General features: G+C 59.9%; 15 protein-coding genes and 1 tRNA gene. 5 read left to right on the forward strand and 11 right to left on the reverse strand.

Translation table 11 applies throughout. From position 1 onward, the window contains the following. Positions 1 to 56: 56 nt before the first annotated feature. The 4 genes from V8J81_RS03995 to V8J81_RS04010 all read left to right on the forward strand — a co-directional run bounded on the left by V8J81_RS03995 (position 57) and on the right by V8J81_RS04010 (position 6,264). Positions 57 to 1,871, forward strand: coding sequence for an ABC transporter transmembrane domain-containing protein (locus V8J81_RS03995; RefSeq protein WP_368474457.1), 1,815 nt, complete (start codon positions 57 to 59; stop codon positions 1,869 to 1,871). A gap of 104 nt (positions 1,872 to 1,975) precedes the next feature. Beyond that, positions 1,976 to 3,868: an acyl-CoA synthetase gene (locus V8J81_RS04000; RefSeq protein ID WP_368474458.1), complete on the forward strand. Its 1,893-nt coding sequence runs from the start codon at positions 1,976 to 1,978 to the stop codon at positions 3,866 to 3,868. Continuing rightward, complete coding sequence (locus V8J81_RS04005) at positions 3,868 to 5,076, forward strand: winged helix-turn-helix domain-containing protein (RefSeq protein WP_368474459.1); 1,209 nt, start codon at positions 3,868 to 3,870, stop codon at positions 5,074 to 5,076. Before V8J81_RS04000 ends, V8J81_RS04005 begins: the two co-directional genes overlap by 1 nt. Before the next feature lie 117 nt (positions 5,077 to 5,193). Beyond that, the gene (locus V8J81_RS04010; RefSeq protein ID WP_368474460.1) at positions 5,194 to 6,264 is read left to right on the forward strand and encodes a CapA family protein; all 1,071 of its coding nucleotides are present in this window, start codon (positions 5,194 to 5,196) and stop codon (positions 6,262 to 6,264) included. Here the strand turns inward: V8J81_RS04010 and V8J81_RS04015 are convergent. The 11 genes from V8J81_RS04015 to V8J81_RS04065 all read right to left on the reverse strand — a co-directional run bounded on the left by V8J81_RS04015 (position 6,261) and on the right by V8J81_RS04065 (position 16,960). After that, entirely contained in the window at positions 6,261 to 6,758 is a 498-nt protein-coding gene (locus V8J81_RS04015) for a DinB family protein (RefSeq protein WP_368474461.1), read from the reverse strand. The genes V8J81_RS04010 and V8J81_RS04015 overlap by 4 nt on opposite strands. Beyond that, a complete protein-coding gene (locus tag V8J81_RS04020) occupies positions 6,742 to 7,839 on the reverse strand; it encodes a cupin domain-containing protein (RefSeq protein ID WP_368474462.1) in 1,098 nt (365 codons plus the stop codon). The genes V8J81_RS04015 and V8J81_RS04020 overlap by 17 nt, the downstream gene beginning before the upstream one ends. Continuing rightward, positions 7,836 to 9,035 (reverse strand): 3-hydroxybenzoate 6-monooxygenase, encoded by a 1,200-nt coding sequence (locus V8J81_RS04025; RefSeq protein WP_368474463.1) that lies wholly within the window; start codon positions 9,033 to 9,035, stop codon positions 7,836 to 7,838. The genes V8J81_RS04020 and V8J81_RS04025 overlap by 4 nt, the downstream gene beginning before the upstream one ends. A 104-nt stretch (positions 9,036 to 9,139) precedes the next feature. Then, positions 9,140 to 10,624 carry a mannitol dehydrogenase family protein gene (locus V8J81_RS04030; protein WP_368474464.1) on the reverse strand — a complete coding sequence of 495 codons (1,485 nt, stop codon included), beginning with the start codon at positions 10,622 to 10,624 and terminating at the stop codon, positions 9,140 to 9,142. Beyond that, complete coding sequence (locus V8J81_RS04035) at positions 10,624 to 11,391, reverse strand: L-iditol 2-dehydrogenase (protein ID WP_368474465.1); 768 nt, start codon at positions 11,389 to 11,391, stop codon at positions 10,624 to 10,626. Before V8J81_RS04035 ends, V8J81_RS04030 begins: the two co-directional genes overlap by 1 nt. Continuing rightward, positions 11,388 to 12,392 (reverse strand): ABC transporter ATP-binding protein, encoded by a 1,005-nt coding sequence (locus tag V8J81_RS04040; RefSeq protein ID WP_368474466.1) that lies wholly within the window; start codon positions 12,390 to 12,392, stop codon positions 11,388 to 11,390. The genes V8J81_RS04035 and V8J81_RS04040 overlap by 4 nt, the downstream gene beginning before the upstream one ends. A gap of 11 nt (positions 12,393 to 12,403) precedes the next feature. Next, positions 12,404 to 13,234: a carbohydrate ABC transporter permease gene (locus V8J81_RS04045; RefSeq protein WP_368474467.1), complete on the reverse strand. Its 831-nt coding sequence runs from the start codon at positions 13,232 to 13,234 to the stop codon at positions 12,404 to 12,406. Positions 13,235 to 13,247: 13 nt separating this feature from the next. Continuing rightward, on the reverse strand, positions 13,248 to 14,177 hold the full coding sequence (locus V8J81_RS04050) for a carbohydrate ABC transporter permease (RefSeq protein ID WP_368474468.1): 930 nt from the start codon (positions 14,175 to 14,177) through the stop codon (positions 13,248 to 13,250). A 121-nt stretch (positions 14,178 to 14,298) separates the two neighbouring features. Further along, on the reverse strand, positions 14,299 to 15,618 hold the full coding sequence (locus V8J81_RS04055; protein WP_368474469.1) for an ABC transporter substrate-binding protein: 1,320 nt from the start codon (positions 15,616 to 15,618) through the stop codon (positions 14,299 to 14,301). Between the two features lie 94 nt (positions 15,619 to 15,712). Further along, on the reverse strand, positions 15,713 to 16,744 hold the full coding sequence (locus V8J81_RS04060; protein ID WP_368474470.1) for a LacI family DNA-binding transcriptional regulator: 1,032 nt from the start codon (positions 16,742 to 16,744) through the stop codon (positions 15,713 to 15,715). Between the two features lie 141 nt (positions 16,745 to 16,885). After that, positions 16,886 to 16,960: transfer RNA gene (locus tag V8J81_RS04065), tRNA-Thr, on the reverse strand. A gap of 88 nt (positions 16,961 to 17,048) precedes the next feature. Here V8J81_RS04065 and V8J81_RS04070 point away from each other — a divergent pair. After that, positions 17,049 to 17,213 (forward strand): hypothetical protein, encoded by a 165-nt coding sequence (locus tag V8J81_RS04070; protein ID WP_368474471.1) that lies wholly within the window; start codon positions 17,049 to 17,051, stop codon positions 17,211 to 17,213. Positions 17,214 to 17,216 lie beyond the last annotated feature (3 nt).

Raw genomic sequence — 17,216 nt, forward strand, 5'->3', positions numbered from 1 at the left:
TGCGGCGGGCACGGGCTGGTTGTACCCCTTTGAAATCTTGAAGCGACCTCAGTGACATGGCTAGCGATCAGACCACGCCAAATGCACCGCCGCCCTCCGCCAATGAGGAGCGTGAGCGGTCAAAACGCATCGGCAGCCTGAAGGGGCTTTTGCCGTTCATGGCGCCTTACAAATTGATGCTACTCGGGGCCGGTGCCGCACTGGTGCTGACGGCGATTGTATCGCTGACTTTGCCCTTGGCCGTGCGCCGCGTTGTGGACGGGTTTGAGACGGAAAGTGTCGAGCTTCTGGATCAATACTTCCTTGCAGCGCTTGGCATTGCAGGGCTATTGGCGCTTGGCACAGGACTGCGCTACTACCTTGTGACGCGCTTGGGTGAGCGGGTGATCGCGGACATTCGCAAGGCCGTTTTCGACCGAATGATCGGGATGAGCCCTGCGTTCTACGAGCGCATCATGACGGGCGAAGTGCTGAGCCGGATCACCACCGATACAACGCTACTGTTGAGCGTGATCTCTTCAAGTGTCTCGGTCGCTTTGCGCAATCTGCTGATCCTGATCGGCGGCATTGGCCTGATGCTTTGGACTTCGCCCAAACTGACCGGGGCAGTCTTGCTGATCGTGCCCGCTGTCATCGTACCCATTGTCGTACTGGGCCGCCGTGTTCGCAAACTGAGCCGTGAGAACCAGGACTGGATCGCGGAAAGCTCAGGCAATGCGTCTGAAGCTCTATTGGCTGCGCAGACTGTGCAGGCCTTTACCCACGAACGCCCCTCTGCCGCACGGTTCGATGATGTGACGGAAAAGTCCTTTGGGTCCGCCAAGCAGCGCATCGGGGTGCGCGCGGTGATGACCGTGATCGTCATCTCGCTGGTCTTCACCGGTATAGTCGGAGTTCTGTGGGTCGGCGCGCGTGATGTGCGGGCCGAAGAGATGTCCATCGGCGCCCTCATCCAGTTTCTGATCTACGCAATCATGGTTGCTGGATCGGTTGGAGCGCTATCGGAAATCTGGGGTGAGTTGCAGCGTGCGTCCGGTGCGACGGAGCGATTGATCGAGCTGCTCGATACCGAAGATAGCGTCGATGATCCAGTTAACGGGGCGCGCCTTCCAAAGGATGGCCGCGGGGAGATCGCTTTCGAAAATGTCGAGTTCCGGTATCCGACACGACCTGAAACGGCGGCGCTGGATGGCGTGAGCTTTACGATTGCCCCAGGCGAGACAGTGGCACTGGTTGGCCCGTCGGGTGCCGGGAAGTCGACGGTATTTCAGCTTCTTATGCGATTCTACGATCCAGGCTCCGGCCAGGTCACAATGGACGGAATGGCGTTGCCGTTCATGGCGCGCGAAACCTTCCGCGCGGCCATGGCGCTCGTGCCCCAGGATCCCGTCATCTTCGCCGCATCTGCCCGCGAGAATATCCGCTTTGGCCGCCCCGATGCATCGGATGCCGAGGTTGAAGCCGCAGCAAAAGCGGCCGCCGCACATGAATTCCTTAGCGTCTTGCCGCAGGGGTATGACACCTATGTCGGCGAACGTGGCCTGATGTTGTCCGGCGGACAGAAACAGCGCATCGCCATTGCCCGCGCGATCCTGCGCGACGCTCCGATCCTGCTGTTGGACGAAGCGACAAGTGCGTTGGATGCGGAATCTGAACGCGCAGTGCAAGACGCCGTGGGCGAGCTTTCCAAGACCCGCACCACCCTGATCGTGGCCCACCGTCTTGCCACGGTAAAACAGGCAGACCGCATCCTGGTCTTCGATCAGGGCCGCATCGTCGCCGAAGGCACGCACGATGAGCTTGTGGCCCAAGGTGGCCTCTATGCGCGTCTGGCGCAGTTGCAGTTCACGGCAGGTTTGGCAGCAGAATAGCGCTTCAACGCCGCGTCATAGTTGCACGCGACACGACTTTCCCCGATGCTTCCCGGACGAGGCGCTGACCAACGGCGCCCGCAGGGAGAGAAGGGGAGGAAGCGATGGGCCAGTTTGCCACGCTCGAAGACATCAAGGCGATTGAGCGGGAACAGCCTTGGCCACAAAGCCAGCCAGCGACCACGCTCTACGAGTTGTTGACCAAGACCAAGGACGCCCACGGGCCCCTGAATGCGATCACCTTTCAGCTTCTGTCAGGCCCTACCGATCACGCTGAAACGCTTACCTGGAATGAATTCCATGGCCGCGTGACGCAAGCCGCAAACCTGTTCCGGTCCCTCGGCGTCGGCCCGAATGACACGATCGCCTACATCCTTCCCAATTGTAACGAAACGGCGGTGACGCTGTTGGGCGGTGCGGTGGCTGGGATCGTGAACCCAATCAATCCGCTGCTGGAGGCCGAGCAGATCGGCTCCATCCTGCGCGAGACGAACGCCAAGGTCGTTGTCACTCTCAAAGCGTTCCCCAAGACGGATGTTGCGCAAAAGGTAGCTGAGGCCCTGACCCATGCGCCCAATGTCCAGACGGTACTGGAAGTCGATCTTCTGCGTTACCTGACCGGCTTGAAAAAGTTCATCGTGCCACTGATCCGGCCCAAGAATCCGGTCTCCCACAGCGCCCGCGTGCTCGGCTTTAATGCTGAATGTGCCAAGCAACCCAAAACGCTTTCGTTCGACGACCCGAAGGAAGATCGTGTTGCCTGCTATTTCCACACGGGCGGCACGACTGGGATGCCAAAGGTCGCGCAGCACAAATACTCGGGCATGATCTACAACGGCTGGATCGGTCACACGCTCCTGTTCACCGAGCAGGATAATATCATCTGCCCCCTGCCGTTGTTCCACGTTTTTGCCTGCCACGTCATCCTGATGGCCTCTGTCGCGTCTGGCGCGCATGTGGTTTTCCCCACACCTCAAGGCTACCGCGGCGACGGCGTGTTCGACAATTTCTGGAAGCTTGTCGAGCGTTGGAAGATCAGTTTCATCATCACCGTGCCCACGGCCATTTCGGCGATGATGCAGCGCCCGGTTGATGCCGACGTTTCATCGGTGAAGACCGCCTTCTCTGGCTCCGCGCCGCTGCCGGTTGAGTTGTTTAACCGGTTTGAGAAAGCCACTGGTGTTACGCTGATCGAAGGCTACGGCCTGACTGAGGCCACATGCCTTGTGTCCTGTAACCCCGTTGATGGCGAGAAAAAGATCGGCTCCATCGGTTTTCCATTCCCGCACACGGACGTGAAAATCGTTTGCGACACGCCCGAAGGGCCGACCGAATGCGGGCCGGACGCAGTTGGGGAAATCTGTATTTCAAATCCGGGCGTCTTTGCCGGCCAGACCTACACCGAGGTCGAAAAGAACAAAGACTTATTCTATTATGACAACTACCTACGCACCGGTGATCTTGGCCGCATGGATCCGGACGGCTACCTCTGGATCACAGGCCGCGCGAAGGACCTGATCATTCGCGGTGGGCACAATATAGACCCCGCCGAGATTGAAGAGGCGCTGGCCGGTCACGACGCTGTTGCTTTCGCTGGGGCGATTGGCCAGCCCGACTCTTTTGCGGGCGAATTGCCATGTGTGTATGTGGAGCTTGTGGATGGCGCGAACGTGACCGAAGCCGACCTGATGGCCCACGCCGCCGAGCATATCCATGAGCGTGCTGCGATCCCCAAGCATCTGGAAGTGCTGGAGGAACTGCCGAAAACTGCTGTGGGCAAAGTCTTCAAGCCCGACTTGCGCAAGATGGCCATCACCCGCGTCTATAACGGCGCGTTGGAAAAAGCCGGTCACGCCGCGCGCGTCGTCTCTGTTACCGAGGATAAGAAGCGTGGGCTAGTGGCCCATATTGCCCGCAATGGCGAGGCAGATGAAGGTGGGGTTAAGGCTGTACTTGGTGAGTTCACGCGACCGTGGGATTGGCACGACGCCGCCTAATGGTTCTGACACTTTCCAACAATCAAGCGCGGCGGCTTTTCTTGGACCGGCACGCTTTGATGGAAGCGCCTTCCGGTCCTGCAAAGGGGGCCGCTCTGGCCGATCTGGTCCATCGCTTGGGCTTCGTGCAGGTCGACAGCGTGAATACCTTTGCGCGCGCCCACGATTTGATCCTGTGGTCGCGACGGCAAAGCTACCGACCCGAAAGTCTGCGTTGGATCAACGATCGGGGCCGTGCCACATTTGAGCATTGGACACACGACGCTTCAAAAATCCCGATGGCGTTCTATCCGATGTGGCGGATGAGGTTTGACCGCGACCGCGCGCGGCTGCACGCGAAATGGAAGGATTGGCACGGGCAGGGCTTTCATGCCGAGATTGACAAGGTTCTTGCGCATGTGCGCGACCATGGCGCGTGTTGCACCACTGACCTGGCTGAGGATGAAGCGGAAAAATCAACAGGTTGGTGGGATTGGCGGCCCTCAAAGGTTGCCCTCGAATACCTGTGGCGGGCCGGGGATTTGGCCGTGACCAAACGGCAGGGCTTTCGCAAGTTCTACGATCTGTCCGAACGGGTTATTCCGCCCGAATACCTCAACGCGCGCATGACCGATGAGGAGATCGTAGATTGGGGCTGTTCGGCGGCGCTTGACCGTTTGGGTTTTGCGACAAGCGGCGAATTGGCTGCTTTCTTTGATTTGGTTCGCCCGCAGGATGCAAAGGCATGGGCCGCGCAAGCCTTGGCCGATGGGCGGTTGGTCGAGGTGGATGTGACGTGCGTGGATGGCCGTGTGCGGCGGTCCTTGGCTTGGCCGGATGTTGGGGATCGCATGGCGGATCTTCCTGATCCCAGCCCGCGCGTTCGGATTTTGTCGCCGTTCGATCCGGCTCTGCGTGACCGCAATCGGGCTGAGCGATTGTTCGGTTTCCATTACCGGATCGAGATTTTCGTGCCCGCCCCCAAAAGGCGCTATGGCTATTACGTATTCCCGGTGATGGAAGGCGCACGGCTGATCGGGCGCATCGACATGGCGAGAGAGGGCGAGGTGCTGGCCGTGCGTGCGTTCTGGCCGGAAAACAAGGTGCGCATGGGGCAGGGCAGAGTAGCACGGCTGACTGCTGAGCTTGAGCGGGCAGCCCGGTTCGGCGGGTGCGGCGCGTTGCGTTTCAGCGACGGCTGGCTGAAGGATACATTGCCGGCCAATTGACAGAAGAACCGATGTGCCGCTTCTGTAGTGAAGTTATCCACAAGAAGGCAATTGGTTTTGTTGTTGCAAAACAAATGGTTTTGGCGCGGTGTTCAAGTTCTCTTGGCGCTATTGCTCGTGTCCTGTACCCCCGCTGGGCCAAGCGGGGGTTCGTGTGCGCGGCCCGACTTGGCCTTTGCTGGCGACGTGTTGCTGCATTCCTTGATCCAAACCGATGCCGCCGGACGACCTGAGGGTTTTGCACCCGCTTTTGCCCCGATCACGGCCGCTTTGTCCCGGGCAGAGGTGACCGTCCTTAACCTTGAAGGGCCTGCTGCGCGCAATATTGGCCTTGGAAACAGCGAAATTGCTGATCCCGGCACGCTCTACGACAACCGTGCTTATACCGGGTTTCCTCGGTTCAACTACCACCCCTCCATCGCCGGTGTGCTGCGCAATGTGGGTGTGGATGTGGTGCAGACCGCAAACAATCACGCCTTGGATCGCGGCGGTCTCGGCGTTGATCTGACGCTTCAGGCGCTTGCGGAGGCCGGTTTGCCGGCCACCGGTACGATCCAGCGCGGGTCGGAGCCTGTTTGGCACGTGACTCGGTCGGTTGCGGGCAGAACTGTTGCCTTCGTGGCTTGCACATATTCAACGAATGGACTGACAAATGGGCGCAGTCAGGTGCTCAATTGTTATGGAAATCGCCCGTCTATTCCCTTCCTCATCCAAACTCTGTCAGCAACACAAGGAATTGACGCCGTTTTCCTGCTTCCCCATTGGGGGGCGGAGTATTCGGCGCGCCCAACCGCCCGCCAGCGCCGTTTGGCCCAAGCCGCAGCCGATGCAGGTGCAACAGCGGTTGTCGGCGCACACCCCCATGTCTTGCAGCCCATCGAAACGCTCACCTCTAGGGACGGGCGGCAGGTTCCCGTGGCGTATTCGCTTGGAAACCTGATATCAAGCCAGTGGGCGTTGCCCCGTCGGACCGGGGCGATCCTTTACCTCGATCTTGCACAGGATGAGGCCGGGCGAACGATTGCCGCCAATGCGCGGTATTTGCCGACCCGTGTGGAACGCTTCGCACAGAGCGGTGTTGCGGTCTCGCCCGCTGCTCTTTTGCCAGCCGGTGGCCCTAGCCTCGCCCATGCACGTGCTGTTCTCGGTCCACGCGCGGTTGGCCCGGATGGGTGTCTGATTGACTAGCGAAACTGGGCGGGAAGATCTGTCAGCCGACCACCGATCAGCACGGCTTGGCGCCAGACATGCTCAGCCCGCTGTAACGGCGTCTCTATCGCACGCGTCCCGTCGGGCAAGACCGCGACCGGCCACATTGGGCCCGGCAAATCACGCCATTCGACGTCTAGATGGATGGCTGAGTGGTGGAATAGCCCACGCAAGGCCCGCGCCGGGAGGCTTGTGACGTCTTTTGCCACACGCACAGGCTCTGCGGGTGCCCCGGTGCGCACGCTGGCCAGGCCCACTGCAAGTGCACGTGCGTGGTACCCAACCTCAGCGACCGCTTTCGCAGGCCCCTTTTGCATCAGGGCCTCATCCGTTAACCCGTTCAAAACACGCGCGAAGTAGGCCGTGCCGCGCCGCGCGAGCAGCAACTCCTTAGCAGGGGCCTGCGGCGCGTCGTACCGCGCGCCCATCCCCTGCCGCGCCATAAGTGCGGCACGGTCAGCCTCCGTCGACATGGGTGCGCATGAAGGCCAACCGTTCCATGATCGGGGCGTCGGAGAACCGGAACAGGTCGAATTGCGTCTCGGCCTGTAGTCGCCACGGGACCCAAGACGGGATCGTGAACAAGTCGCCTTTCTCCAGCCGATGTTCCACGCCTGCCATCACTACCACACCGCGCCCCTCGAAGACTTGGAACACGGTTGATCCAACCTCGCGCCGTTCCGGCGTTTCGCACCCCTCCCGCAACCGGTGGAACTCGCAACGGATCGTTGGCATCACATCTCCGCCCGTGGTCGGGTTCGAGTAGCGGATCGCAGCGTGGCCCTGTTCGACGGTTGCGGGCTGCCCCTCGTCCTCCAGCAGCAATTGCTCGGTCAGGGCGCGGTCGGTGTGTTCCCACCGGAACGCGCAAAGCGGCGAGGAAACGGTGTCTTGCAGACCCGAGAGGGGGCGCAGACCGGGATGCGCCCAAAGCCGCTCGCCGCGCGAGAAGTTCGGTGTGGCGTAGTCGGTCACCCGTTCGGAGCCGAATTCGAAGAAGCCGACATCCATCTGTTGCGAGAAGGGAATATCGAGCCCGTCGATCCACGCCATAGGCGCGTCGCGGTCATTGTGGTGGCCGTGAAAGCGCCAGCCGGGGGTCAGCAGCAGATCACCACGCGACATGCGCACCGGGTCACCGTCCACCACGGTCCAGACGCCATCGCCTTCGACCACAAAGCGGAACGCGTTCTGCGCGTGGCGATGTTCGGGCGCGGTTTCGCGGGGGCCAAGGTACTGGATCGCGCACCACAGGGTGGGGGAGATATAGGCGTTGGGTGCAAGGCCAGGATTGGCGAGGCCGATGGCCCGGCGCTCGCCGCCGCGCCCCACTGGAACCAACTCGCCGGAGGCCTCGGCCAAAGGCAGCAGGTCGGACCATTTCCAGACATGGGGCACGGCCTTCGGCGCGGGCGTCATGGGCATCAGATCGCCCAGTTGCGTCCAGAGCGGGATTAGGGATTGCGCGGCGAAGCCCTCGTAAAGCGCGCGCAATTCCGGGCTGTCTTCGGGTTGCATCCCGTGGGCTACGGTCTCGTGGGTCTCTTCCGTCATGTTGCGATCCCTCCTTGATCCGGTGGCAGCCCGTTGGAGCGGTAAATCCACGTCAGTTGATCATACCAGTCTTGCGGGCTCATGGCTTGCATCACCTCGTTTCGCACAGCGGCTTTCGCGTCGTTGGGGTGGTAGATGTAGTCGCCGATCAGGCGGGAGTTCATCTGCACTCGCGCGGTGCGGGTCGCGCGGAAGGCCTGGTACCGCTTCAACGCAGCTTCGATATCGTCAGCGCCGTCCAAAGCGACGGCGAGCGCGACACCGTCCTCCATCGCCATGCAGGCCCCTTGCGCGAAGTATTGCAGCATTGGATGGGCTGCATCGCCAAGCAAGGCCACGCGGCCATCGGTCCAACGGCTGACCGGCTCACGGTCACACAAGACCCACAGCTTCCAGTCGCGCCCGTGTTCAATAACGGCACGGGCGGTTGGGTGGACATGTTCAAAGCCCACCGCGACCTCTTCGTGGGTGACGGGGCGGCCCGAGACGGCCTCCTCCACATCCCGGTGATAGGTGACGACAAGGTTGAAGACGGTGCCGCCTTTCAATGGGTAGTGCACGATATGGCATTTCGGCCCGGCCCAGAGCGTTGCGGCATTCATTCGCAAATCCTCAGGCATCACCTCACGCGGGATGACCGAGCGATAGGTCGTGTGGCCCGAGACCACCGGTTCACCATCCGCCAGCATTTGCGCCCGGATTGGGGATCGCAATCCCTCGGCCCCAATCAATGCGCGACCTTTGATGTCCGGCTGATCGCGGCACTGGAGGGTGACGTCGCCCCCGTTCTGGGAATAGCCGATTGCCGCGTGTTTCGTTCGGATTTCCACCAAGCCGCTGTCTTGGCAGCGCTCCAGCAAAAGCTGGTGCAGTTGAGCTCGGTGCACAACCGCATAGGGATTGCCGAAATGTTTGCGGAAATCCTCTTCCAGTGGAATGCGTGTGATCTCTTCTGCCGTTTGGGCATCCATGAGGCGTAAAGCGTCGATGAACACCGCTGTTTCGCGCATTTGTGGACCAATGCCGAGTGCATCGAAGCAGTGAAACCCGTTCGGCCCGATCTGAATACCGGCACCGATCTCACCCAGCTGGCTCGATTGCTCCAACACAATCGACGGCAGGCCCTTGCCAGCAAGCGCCGCCGCTGCGGCCAGACCTCCAATGCCGCCCCCGGCAATAAGGATGGGGTCTTTCATCTTTCCTCCTGTTCGTAAGTATACATACTAACGGGAGGTACGTTTCGGTCAAGGGAGCCTGTGGGGCGCACTCGAAACCTGAAATACGAATCTAAATCAGAACGTTAGGAAGCGAACGACTTAAGCGTTTGACGCGTGCCTTTTGCCCAGATCATCGTCAACCAGCCATCAAATGCCTTGGCGAAGTCAGCATTATTCGCCAATTCTCCATAGATGTGGTCCTGCGCCAGCCAAGCCGAAGGCTCGTCCTTGGCAGCAACGGCAGCCGCGTTGAGTGCATCCCAAGCCGGATCATTTGCCTCGATCACCGAGCCATCGTCGCGCGTCCCAAAACACATCCGCGCCCATAGTGCCTCGACAAGCGCAAGCGCCTCAACCGATTGCCCGGCGCCAATCGCTTCTCGCAGGATCGGCAACACGAAACCTGTATGACGGGATGATCCGTCGAAGGCCACACGCCGTGTCGTGTCCTTGATCGCGGGATTGGCAAAACGCCGCTCGATCAACGCCACATAGGCTGTAGGGGTCATGCCGGGGACAGGCTCCACGTAAGGCGCAATACCGTCGGCTTCGACCTTGCGCCAGAACGGCGCGATGTCGGCGTCGTTCATACACTCGGCAATTGTATCGCAGCCAAGAAGTTCACCGGCATTCGCCAAAACCTGATGACCGGCGTTCAGGATGCGGATTTTCATGGCCTCATAGGCATGCACATCCGGCGTAATGGTTGCGCCCACGTCCTCCCAACGGGGGCGCCCCGCGCAGAAATCATCTTCGATGACCCACTGGCGGTAATTTTCATGGGTGACGGGCGCGGCATCATCCACCCCGAATCTGCGCGCTAGCGCCAATTCATCAGGGCCAGTGGCAGGTACGATGGAGTCCACCATGGAATTGGGGAAGCTGACATTGGCGTCAATCCAATCGGCCAAGTCGGGATCCGACAAGCGGGCAAGCCCTACAATGGTCTGGCGAAGGATCGCACCATTGCCCTGCAAGTTGTCACAACTCTGGCCGGTAAAGGGGCCGTGCCCTTCATCGCGACGCAGGCGCAGCGCCTCGACCATCGCGCCGAAGGCTGTCACTGGCTCCTGTGGAACGGCAGCGTCGTGGGCCATGTCAGGGTGTGCCGCATCAAAACCGCCTGTCACTGGGTTCAGGTAATAGCCGCCCTCGGTCACGGTGAGCGACACGATGCGGATCGCGGGATTGGCCATCTGCGCAATCAATGCGCCATTGCCCTCTTCGATCGGCAGATAGTCGATCATTGCCCCGGTCACTTCAGCTTTTGAGGATGTCGGAGACAGCTCAATCAGGGTCGTCAGGCAATCCTGCCCCAACAGACGCTCACGCATCGCGGCATCGTATGGCCGGACACCGGCACCGATGATCGCCCAATCCAGCGCCTGCCCCTGCTGCATCAAACGGTGCAGATACCAAGCCTGGTGAGCGCGGTGAAAATTGCCCAATCCGATATGCACGATGCCCGGCGACAGGTCCGCGCGGGTATAGTTTGGCACCTCAACGTCCGAGGGCAAAGACCCAAGCGAAGCGCGGGCTAGCGGAAGGGCAGGGGTCAAGTCTTTCATCAGCTCATCCATTGTCCGCCGTCCACGTTGAAACACTGACTGACGATATAGTCTGCCTCGCGGGTTGCGAGGAACACGGCCATACCGGTCAGATCCTCAGCCACGCCCATACGCCCGAAGGGCACGGCTTCGCCCACTTCGCGCTTTTTCTGTCCAGGTTTCTTGTTCTCATACTTGGCGAAGAATGCATCCACGCCGTCCCAATGCTCGCCATCCACCACACCGGGCGCGATTGCGTTCACATTGATCCCATGCTTGATCAGGTTCAGGCCGGCCGATTGAGTGAGGCTGATCACGGCAGCTTTGGTGGCGCAGTAAACGCCGACAAGCGGTTCGCCACGACGCCCTGCCTGACTGGCCATGTTGATGATCTTTCCGCCTTCACCGCGCTCAACCATGTGCTTGGCGACGGCCTGCATGGTAAAGAGCGTGCCTTTGACATTGATGTCAAAGCAGCGGGCGTAGTCTGCCTCGGAAATCTCAACGATCGGGGCGGCCGTAAAGATGGCCGCGTTGTTGATCAGGATATCGATCTGCCCCAATTGCCCAACGGCTTCGGCAACGCCCGCCTCGATGCTGGCCACATCAGAGACATCCATTTGAACCGCGCGCGCGCCGATCTCTGTAGCGGTCTTACGCGCGCGCTCGAGGTCTATATCGGCAATGACCACCTGCGCCCCTTCGCGCAGATAGGTCTCGGCAAATGCCCGCCCGATGCCGCGTGCGGCACCGGTGATCAATGCGCATTTGCCAACCAATCGGGTCATGCGATGCGCAGGCCTTCCGCGTCGAAGCGGTGCAGATGCTCGGCCTGCGGTGTCAGGTAGATCGTGTCGCCATGGCGCACGTCGACGTCACCACCTGCACGAACCGTCATCGGATCACAGCCTTCGATGCCGTGAATGTGGATGAACGTGTCCGAGCCGAGGTGTTCGGCCACACCAACCGTGCCCTGCCATTTGCCTTCGGTTTTCGACACGTCGAGATGCTCTGGCCGGATGCCGATGGTCTGTGCGTTATATTCTGCAGCAGCCGCACCTTCGATCAGGTTCATCTTTGGCGACCCGATGAAGCCCGCAACAAATGTATTGCGTGGCGCCTTGTACAGTTCCAGTGGCGATCCGACCTGCTCGATATGGCCTGCCCGTAGAACCACGATCTTGTCGGCCATGGTCATGGCTTCGACCTGGTCGTGGGTCACGTAAATCATTGTTGTGTCGAGCTTTTTGTGCAGCTCACCGATTTCCATGCGCATCCCAACCCGCAAGGCGGCGTCGAGGTTCGACAAGGGCTCGTCAAACAAGAACGCCGCCGGTTCACGTACAATCGCGCGGCCAATGGCAACACGCTGACGTTGACCACCGGACAGCTGGCCCGGACGACGATCAAGGTAGTCGGTCAGGTTCAGCGCGGCCGCGGCATTCTCGATGCGCCTGTTCTGCTCGGCTGGGTCCATTTTCGCCATCCGCATGGGGAAGGCGATGTTCTTGCGTACCGTCATATGCGGGTAGAGCGCGTAAGACTGGAACACCATCGCCAACTTGCGCTTGGCAGGCGGCACCATTGTGGCGTCTTCGTCGTCGATGTTGATCTGCCCGCCGGTCACATCCTCCAGCCCTGCAATCAGGCGGAGCAGGGTGGATTTGCCGCAACCCGAGGGGCCGACAAAGACCACGAACTCACCGTCGTTGATCTCAAGGTCCAGCGGAGGAATGACTTCAACGTCGCCGAACTTCTTTTGTACTTTCTCAAGTGTGATACGTCCCATGGGTCGTCTCCTTACTTAACGGCGCCGAAGGTCAGGCCTCGGACAAGTTGTTTCTGGCTGAACCAGCCAAGGATTAGGATTGGCGCAATGGCCATGGTCGAGGCCGCCGATAGTTTGGCGAAGAACAGACCCTCGGGTGAGGAATAGCTGGCGATAAAGGCTGTCAGCGGTGCGGCATCCACAGAGGTCAGGTTCAGGGTCCAGAACGCTTCGTTCCAGGCCAGGATGAAGTTCAGCAGAAGCGTGGACGCGATGCCGGGAACAGCCATTGGCGTCAGCACGTAAAGCAGCTCGTCCTTCAGCGACGCGCCATCCATGCGCGCAGCTTCCAGGATCTCCCCCGGAATTTCGCGGAAGTAGGTGTAAAGCATCCAGACAATGATCGGCAGGTTGATCAGCATCAGGATCACAACCAGCGCATAGCGATTGTCCAGAACACCCAACTCGATGCACAGCAGGTAGATTGGGTAAAGCACACCCACCGCAGGCAGCATCTTCGTCGACAGCATCCACAAAAGGATGTCTTTGGTCCGGCGCGAGGGCACAAAGGCCATGGACCACGCGGCAGGCACCGCGATGATAATGCCCAGAATGGTGGAGCCACCGGCGATGATGACCGAGTTCCACAAGAACCGCATGTAGTTCGAGCGTTCTTGCACGACCCCGTAGTTCTCTAGTGTCCAGTCGAAGAACAGGAAGACCGGTGGGTTGGCGATCGCCTCGGCCTCGGTCTTGAACGAGGTCAGGACGGTCCACAGGATCGGGAAGAAGATAAGGATCCCGATCGTCCAGGCGATAGCCGTGTTCAGGGCCTTGCGTTGTGTCGTGACAGCACGTGCCATGGTCAGTCCCTCCTCAGCGGTCCAGGTTCTTGCCGACGATGCGCATCAGGAAGATGGCAACGATGTTGGCAAGGATGATGGCGTAGACACCGCCTGCAGACCCCAGACCGATGTTCTGGCTTTCCAGAACCCGTTGGTAAATCAGGTAGGTGAGCGTCCGTGTCCCGAAGGCGCCGCCGGTGGTGACAAAGATTTCCGCAAACACAGCCAGCAGGAAGATCGTCTGGATCAGGATCACGATGGTGATCGCGCGGCTCAGGTGCGGAAGGGCGATAAAGAAGAAGCGGGCAAATGGGCCTGCGCCGTCCATCTCGGCGGCCTCAAGCTGCTCGCTGTCGAGCGATTGGAAGGCCGTCAGAAGGATCAGCGTCGCAAAGGGCAGCCACTGCCACGAGATAATCAGGATCAACGATGTCATCGGCACGTCGCTGAGCCAGACCACGGGGTCGGCCCCGAATGCGCGCCACAGATGCGAGAACAATCCGTTGGTGGGATCCATGAACATGTTCTTCCAGACCAGCGCCGAAACGGTGGGCATTACAAAGAACGGTGCAATGACGAGGATACGAACAACGCCCTGACCCCACATCGGCTGGTCCAAGAGCATCGCCAGCAGGATGCCGAAGATGACCGATACCGCAAGGACACCACCGACAATCACGAGCGTCGTTACAACCGCGTCGGTGAATGCGCCTGATGATGCGAATGAGGCGAAGTTCTGAAAGCCAACCCAGTCGAGGGTCGGGAAGCCGGTGATGTAGTCCAGTAGAAAATCACCGAAGCCATCACCGCGTTCGCCGATCCGGTCCCCACGAAGGGGAAGGAACCGCTTGAACGACAGGATCAACGTGAGCGAGAGGGGCACCAGCATCCAGACCAAGAGCAGGAAGACTGCCGGGGCCATCATGATGCGTGCCGCTGATCGGGAACTCTGGGTTGCCATGACGCAATTCCTCATCGTTCAGGCGCAAGGCCCGTTGAAACGCTGGGTGAACATTTATTGGAGTTTTTTGGGGTTGGAAGGCGGCGGCGACCGCCGCCTTCCGATATGTGTCGCCGAGGGCTTACTGGTAACCAGCTGCCGACAGGGCTTCGTTTACGATGTTCTGACCATTCGCGAGCGCTTCTTCGATGGTCTGCTGACCAGCGTAGGCGTTCGAGAATTCCTGGCTCACTTCGGTCCAGAAACCTGCGAATTCAGGGATCGCCATGAACTGAACGCCGGTGTAGGGCACAGGGTCAACTGTAGGCTCGGTCGGGTTGGCCGACAGGATCGAGTCCAGCGTCATCTGTGCGAACGGAACGTCCGCGTAGTTCGGGTTGTCATAGAGCGACTGACGTGCGCCGGGAGGGACGTTGGCCCAACCTTCGTTTTCAGCAACCAGCTCGATGTACCCGGTGGACGTTGCCCACTCGATGAACGCCATAGCTTCGTCCTGCTGCTGAGTGCCGGCAGGAACTGCCAGTGCCCAGGCCCAGAGCCAGTTCGAACGCGGGCCGAGGCCGTTGTCGGGTGCCAGCGCGAAGCCAACCGAGTCAGCAACCTCCGAGTCATCGGGGTTGGTCACGAACGATGCTGCCACCGTTGCGTCGATCCACATGCCGCAGAGACCTTGGTTGAACAGCGAGAGGTTCTCGTTGAAGCCATTGGTCGCGAAGCCGGCGGGGCCGGATTCCTGCATCATGTCGTTGAAGAAGTTGAGCGTGTTGGCCCATGCTTCGCTGTCGAGCTGTGCGTTCCACTCTTCGTCAACAACGCGTGCGCCGAAGGAGTTGGCCATTGCGTTGATGAACGCGCCGCCTTCGCCCCAGCCCGGCTTGCCGCGCAGGCAGATGCCGTTGATGTCGTTGTCACGGTCGGTCATGGCCGCCGCTGCTTCACGAATGAATTCCCAGGTGGGGGCAGCAGGCATTTCCAGGCCAGCAGCTTCCATCAGGTCGGTGCGATACATCACCATCGACGATTCGCCGTAGAACGGTGCTGCATAGAGCGTGCCGTCGTGGGACAGGCCGCCGCGCATTGCGGGCAGGATGTCTTCGACGTTGTACTCGTCCGACAGGCCGTCAAGCGGGACGAGCCAGCCGTTGGAGCCCCAGATCGGAGCTTCGTACATACCGATGGTCATGATGTCGAACTGGCCACCTTCGGTGGTGATGTCCGTCGTAACGCGCTGACGCAGCACGTTTTCTTCCAAGGTCACCCACTCGACGGCAATGCCGGTCTCTTCGGTGAACTGGTCGGTGTAGCCCTGCATGCGGATCATGTCGCCGTTATTGACGGTCGCGATCGTGATGGTGGCTGAATGGCCGTCAGCAAACGCTGCGCCGGCCGAAACACACAACGCAAGTGCGCTGGTGGTGCGAAGAACAGTCTTCGTAAACATCCGGATCCTCCCTGATTGGATGTGATGTTCACAACGTGCTGCAAAAATGTGCGCCGCGTCAAGAAAAAACTTTACGCGCGTAAATTTTCTAGACCTACGCCGAGTCCCGCAAAATCAGCCTTGCGGGATAAAGTGTTTCTTCGCGGGCGTTTAAGTGGCCGCCATTCTCGATCAGCTCAAACATGGACCTGACAGAATGTTCGGCAACGGCATCATAATCATGTGCTGCTGTGGTCAATGAAGGGCATGTGAATCGCGAAAACGGGTGGTCATCGTGGCTGGCGACTCGCAGATCGCAGTTTTTCGCCCGACCCACACGAAGGCCCCGTTCGTATGCGGCGGCCAAAAAACCGATGGCGAGGCGATCGTTGCTGCACAACACCGTACCGCTGGTCAGCTCGCCCGCATCGAAGGCCGCATGAGCCCCGGCGCGCCCGATTTCCTCAAATCCCCAACCGTGCCCGTTGACCTTATGAACAACCGGCTCGTGCCCCTCGCGCTCCATCGCCGCAATGTAAGCCGCCCGCCGTTTGTTGGCGTTCGGGTTTGCAGGCGTGCGCATCTCGAAAAAGCAAGGCGGCGTGCCGCTGCGGCACAGATACTCAACGGTCTGATTAACGAAACTGGCGTTGTCCGAGCCAATAAACGCCTCGCCCATCCCATCTAGGTTGCTGTCAAACAAAACGGTCGGGACATGAGCGCAGAACGTCTCAATCGTGGATTTATCCGATGCCCGACCAAGCGGCGCGAACAAAACGCCTGCCGGTTTCACCGACCGCAGCGTCTCAAGATTGTCGTTTTCCTGCTCGGACGTGCCATGGGAACTCAGGAGGATAGGGCGAAAACCGGCCTCGATGACCAGCGTTTCAATGGTGCGCGCGATTTCTGAGAAGAACGGGTCAGACAGGAACGGTACGACGATGCCGATATTCTTCGTCTGCTGCCGGTTCTGGTTTACGGCATAGATGTTGGGACGATAATCGTAGCGGTCCAGAGCAGCTTCGATGCGCTCACGGGTCTTTGGGCGTACAGAATCGGGATCATTGAAATACTTCGATACGGTCGGACGGGAAATCCCGCTGACCGCTGCAAAGTCTTCCATATTCCTGATCGTCTCGCCCGGCATAACCTTGCTCGATGGTTTTGTTGGAAAGAGCGTAGGGCAGGGCGCAGGTTGTGAGAAGCAAAAAATCTTTGCGCGCGTAAAGTTTTCGTGCGTGACACGGGAATTCCGCGAACAATTTTTGCGGCTTCGCTGGGGATTTCCTGGTGCTGCTGCGGAGATTTGAACTCCGGACCTCTCCCTTACCAAGGGAGTGCTCTACCCCTGAGCTACAGCAGCGTTCAGGTGGCGGCGGTTTAGTGTCTTCGCCCCAACCTTGCAAGCGCAATCTGGACCCTTCCGGCGCGGCGGGTTAAAGCCATGTTCCATGGCGTCCGACCAAGGCAAGAAACAACCCGGCAAGCCCGCCCCAAAGACCCGTGAAGATCGGCTCAAGGCGGCGCTCAAGGCAAATATGGCCCGGCGCAAGGCACAGACAAAAGCCCGGGCGCGCGCGCAGACGCAGCCCGAAGACGGGCAGAGCAACGAGTAGAGG

The organism is Gymnodinialimonas sp. 202GB13-11, from assembly GCF_040932485.1.
GTDB lineage: Bacteria > Pseudomonadota > Alphaproteobacteria > Rhodobacterales > Rhodobacteraceae > Gymnodinialimonas > Gymnodinialimonas hymeniacidonis.

What these genes read in the sequence shown, in the direction of transcription:
- V8J81_RS03995 (WP_368474457.1), top strand. Translation starts at nt 57, where the DNA reads ATGGCTAGCGATCAGACCACGCCAAATGCACCGCCGCCCTCCGCCAAT.
- V8J81_RS04000 (WP_368474458.1), top strand. Translation starts at nt 1,976, where the DNA reads ATGGGCCAGTTTGCCACGCTCGAAGACATCAAGGCGATTGAGCGGGAA.
- V8J81_RS04005 (WP_368474459.1), top strand. Translation starts at nt 3,868, where the DNA reads ATGGTTCTGACACTTTCCAACAATCAAGCGCGGCGGCTTTTCTTGGAC.
- V8J81_RS04015 (WP_368474461.1), bottom strand. Translation starts at nt 6,758, where the DNA reads ATGTCGACGGAGGCTGACCGTGCCGCACTTATGGCGCGGCAGGGGATG.
- V8J81_RS04020 (WP_368474462.1), bottom strand. Translation starts at nt 7,839, where the DNA reads ATGACGGAAGAGACCCACGAGACCGTAGCCCACGGGATGCAACCCGAA.
- V8J81_RS04025 (WP_368474463.1), bottom strand. Translation starts at nt 9,035, where the DNA reads ATGAAAGACCCCATCCTTATTGCCGGGGGCGGCATTGGAGGTCTGGCC.
- V8J81_RS04030 (WP_368474464.1), bottom strand. Translation starts at nt 10,624, where the DNA reads ATGAAAGACTTGACCCCTGCCCTTCCGCTAGCCCGCGCTTCGCTTGGG.
- V8J81_RS04035 (WP_368474465.1), bottom strand. Translation starts at nt 11,391, where the DNA reads ATGACCCGATTGGTTGGCAAATGCGCATTGATCACCGGTGCCGCACGC.
- V8J81_RS04040 (WP_368474466.1), bottom strand. Translation starts at nt 12,392, where the DNA reads ATGGGACGTATCACACTTGAGAAAGTACAAAAGAAGTTCGGCGACGTT.
- V8J81_RS04045 (WP_368474467.1), bottom strand. Translation starts at nt 13,234, where the DNA reads ATGGCACGTGCTGTCACGACACAACGCAAGGCCCTGAACACGGCTATC.
- V8J81_RS04050 (WP_368474468.1), bottom strand. Translation starts at nt 14,177, where the DNA reads ATGGCAACCCAGAGTTCCCGATCAGCGGCACGCATCATGATGGCCCCG.
- V8J81_RS04055 (WP_368474469.1), bottom strand. Translation starts at nt 15,618, where the DNA reads ATGTTTACGAAGACTGTTCTTCGCACCACCAGCGCACTTGCGTTGTGT.
- V8J81_RS04060 (WP_368474470.1), bottom strand. Translation starts at nt 16,744, where the DNA reads ATGCCGGGCGAGACGATCAGGAATATGGAAGACTTTGCAGCGGTCAGC.
- V8J81_RS04070 (WP_368474471.1), top strand. Translation starts at nt 17,049, where the DNA reads ATGGCGTCCGACCAAGGCAAGAAACAACCCGGCAAGCCCGCCCCAAAG.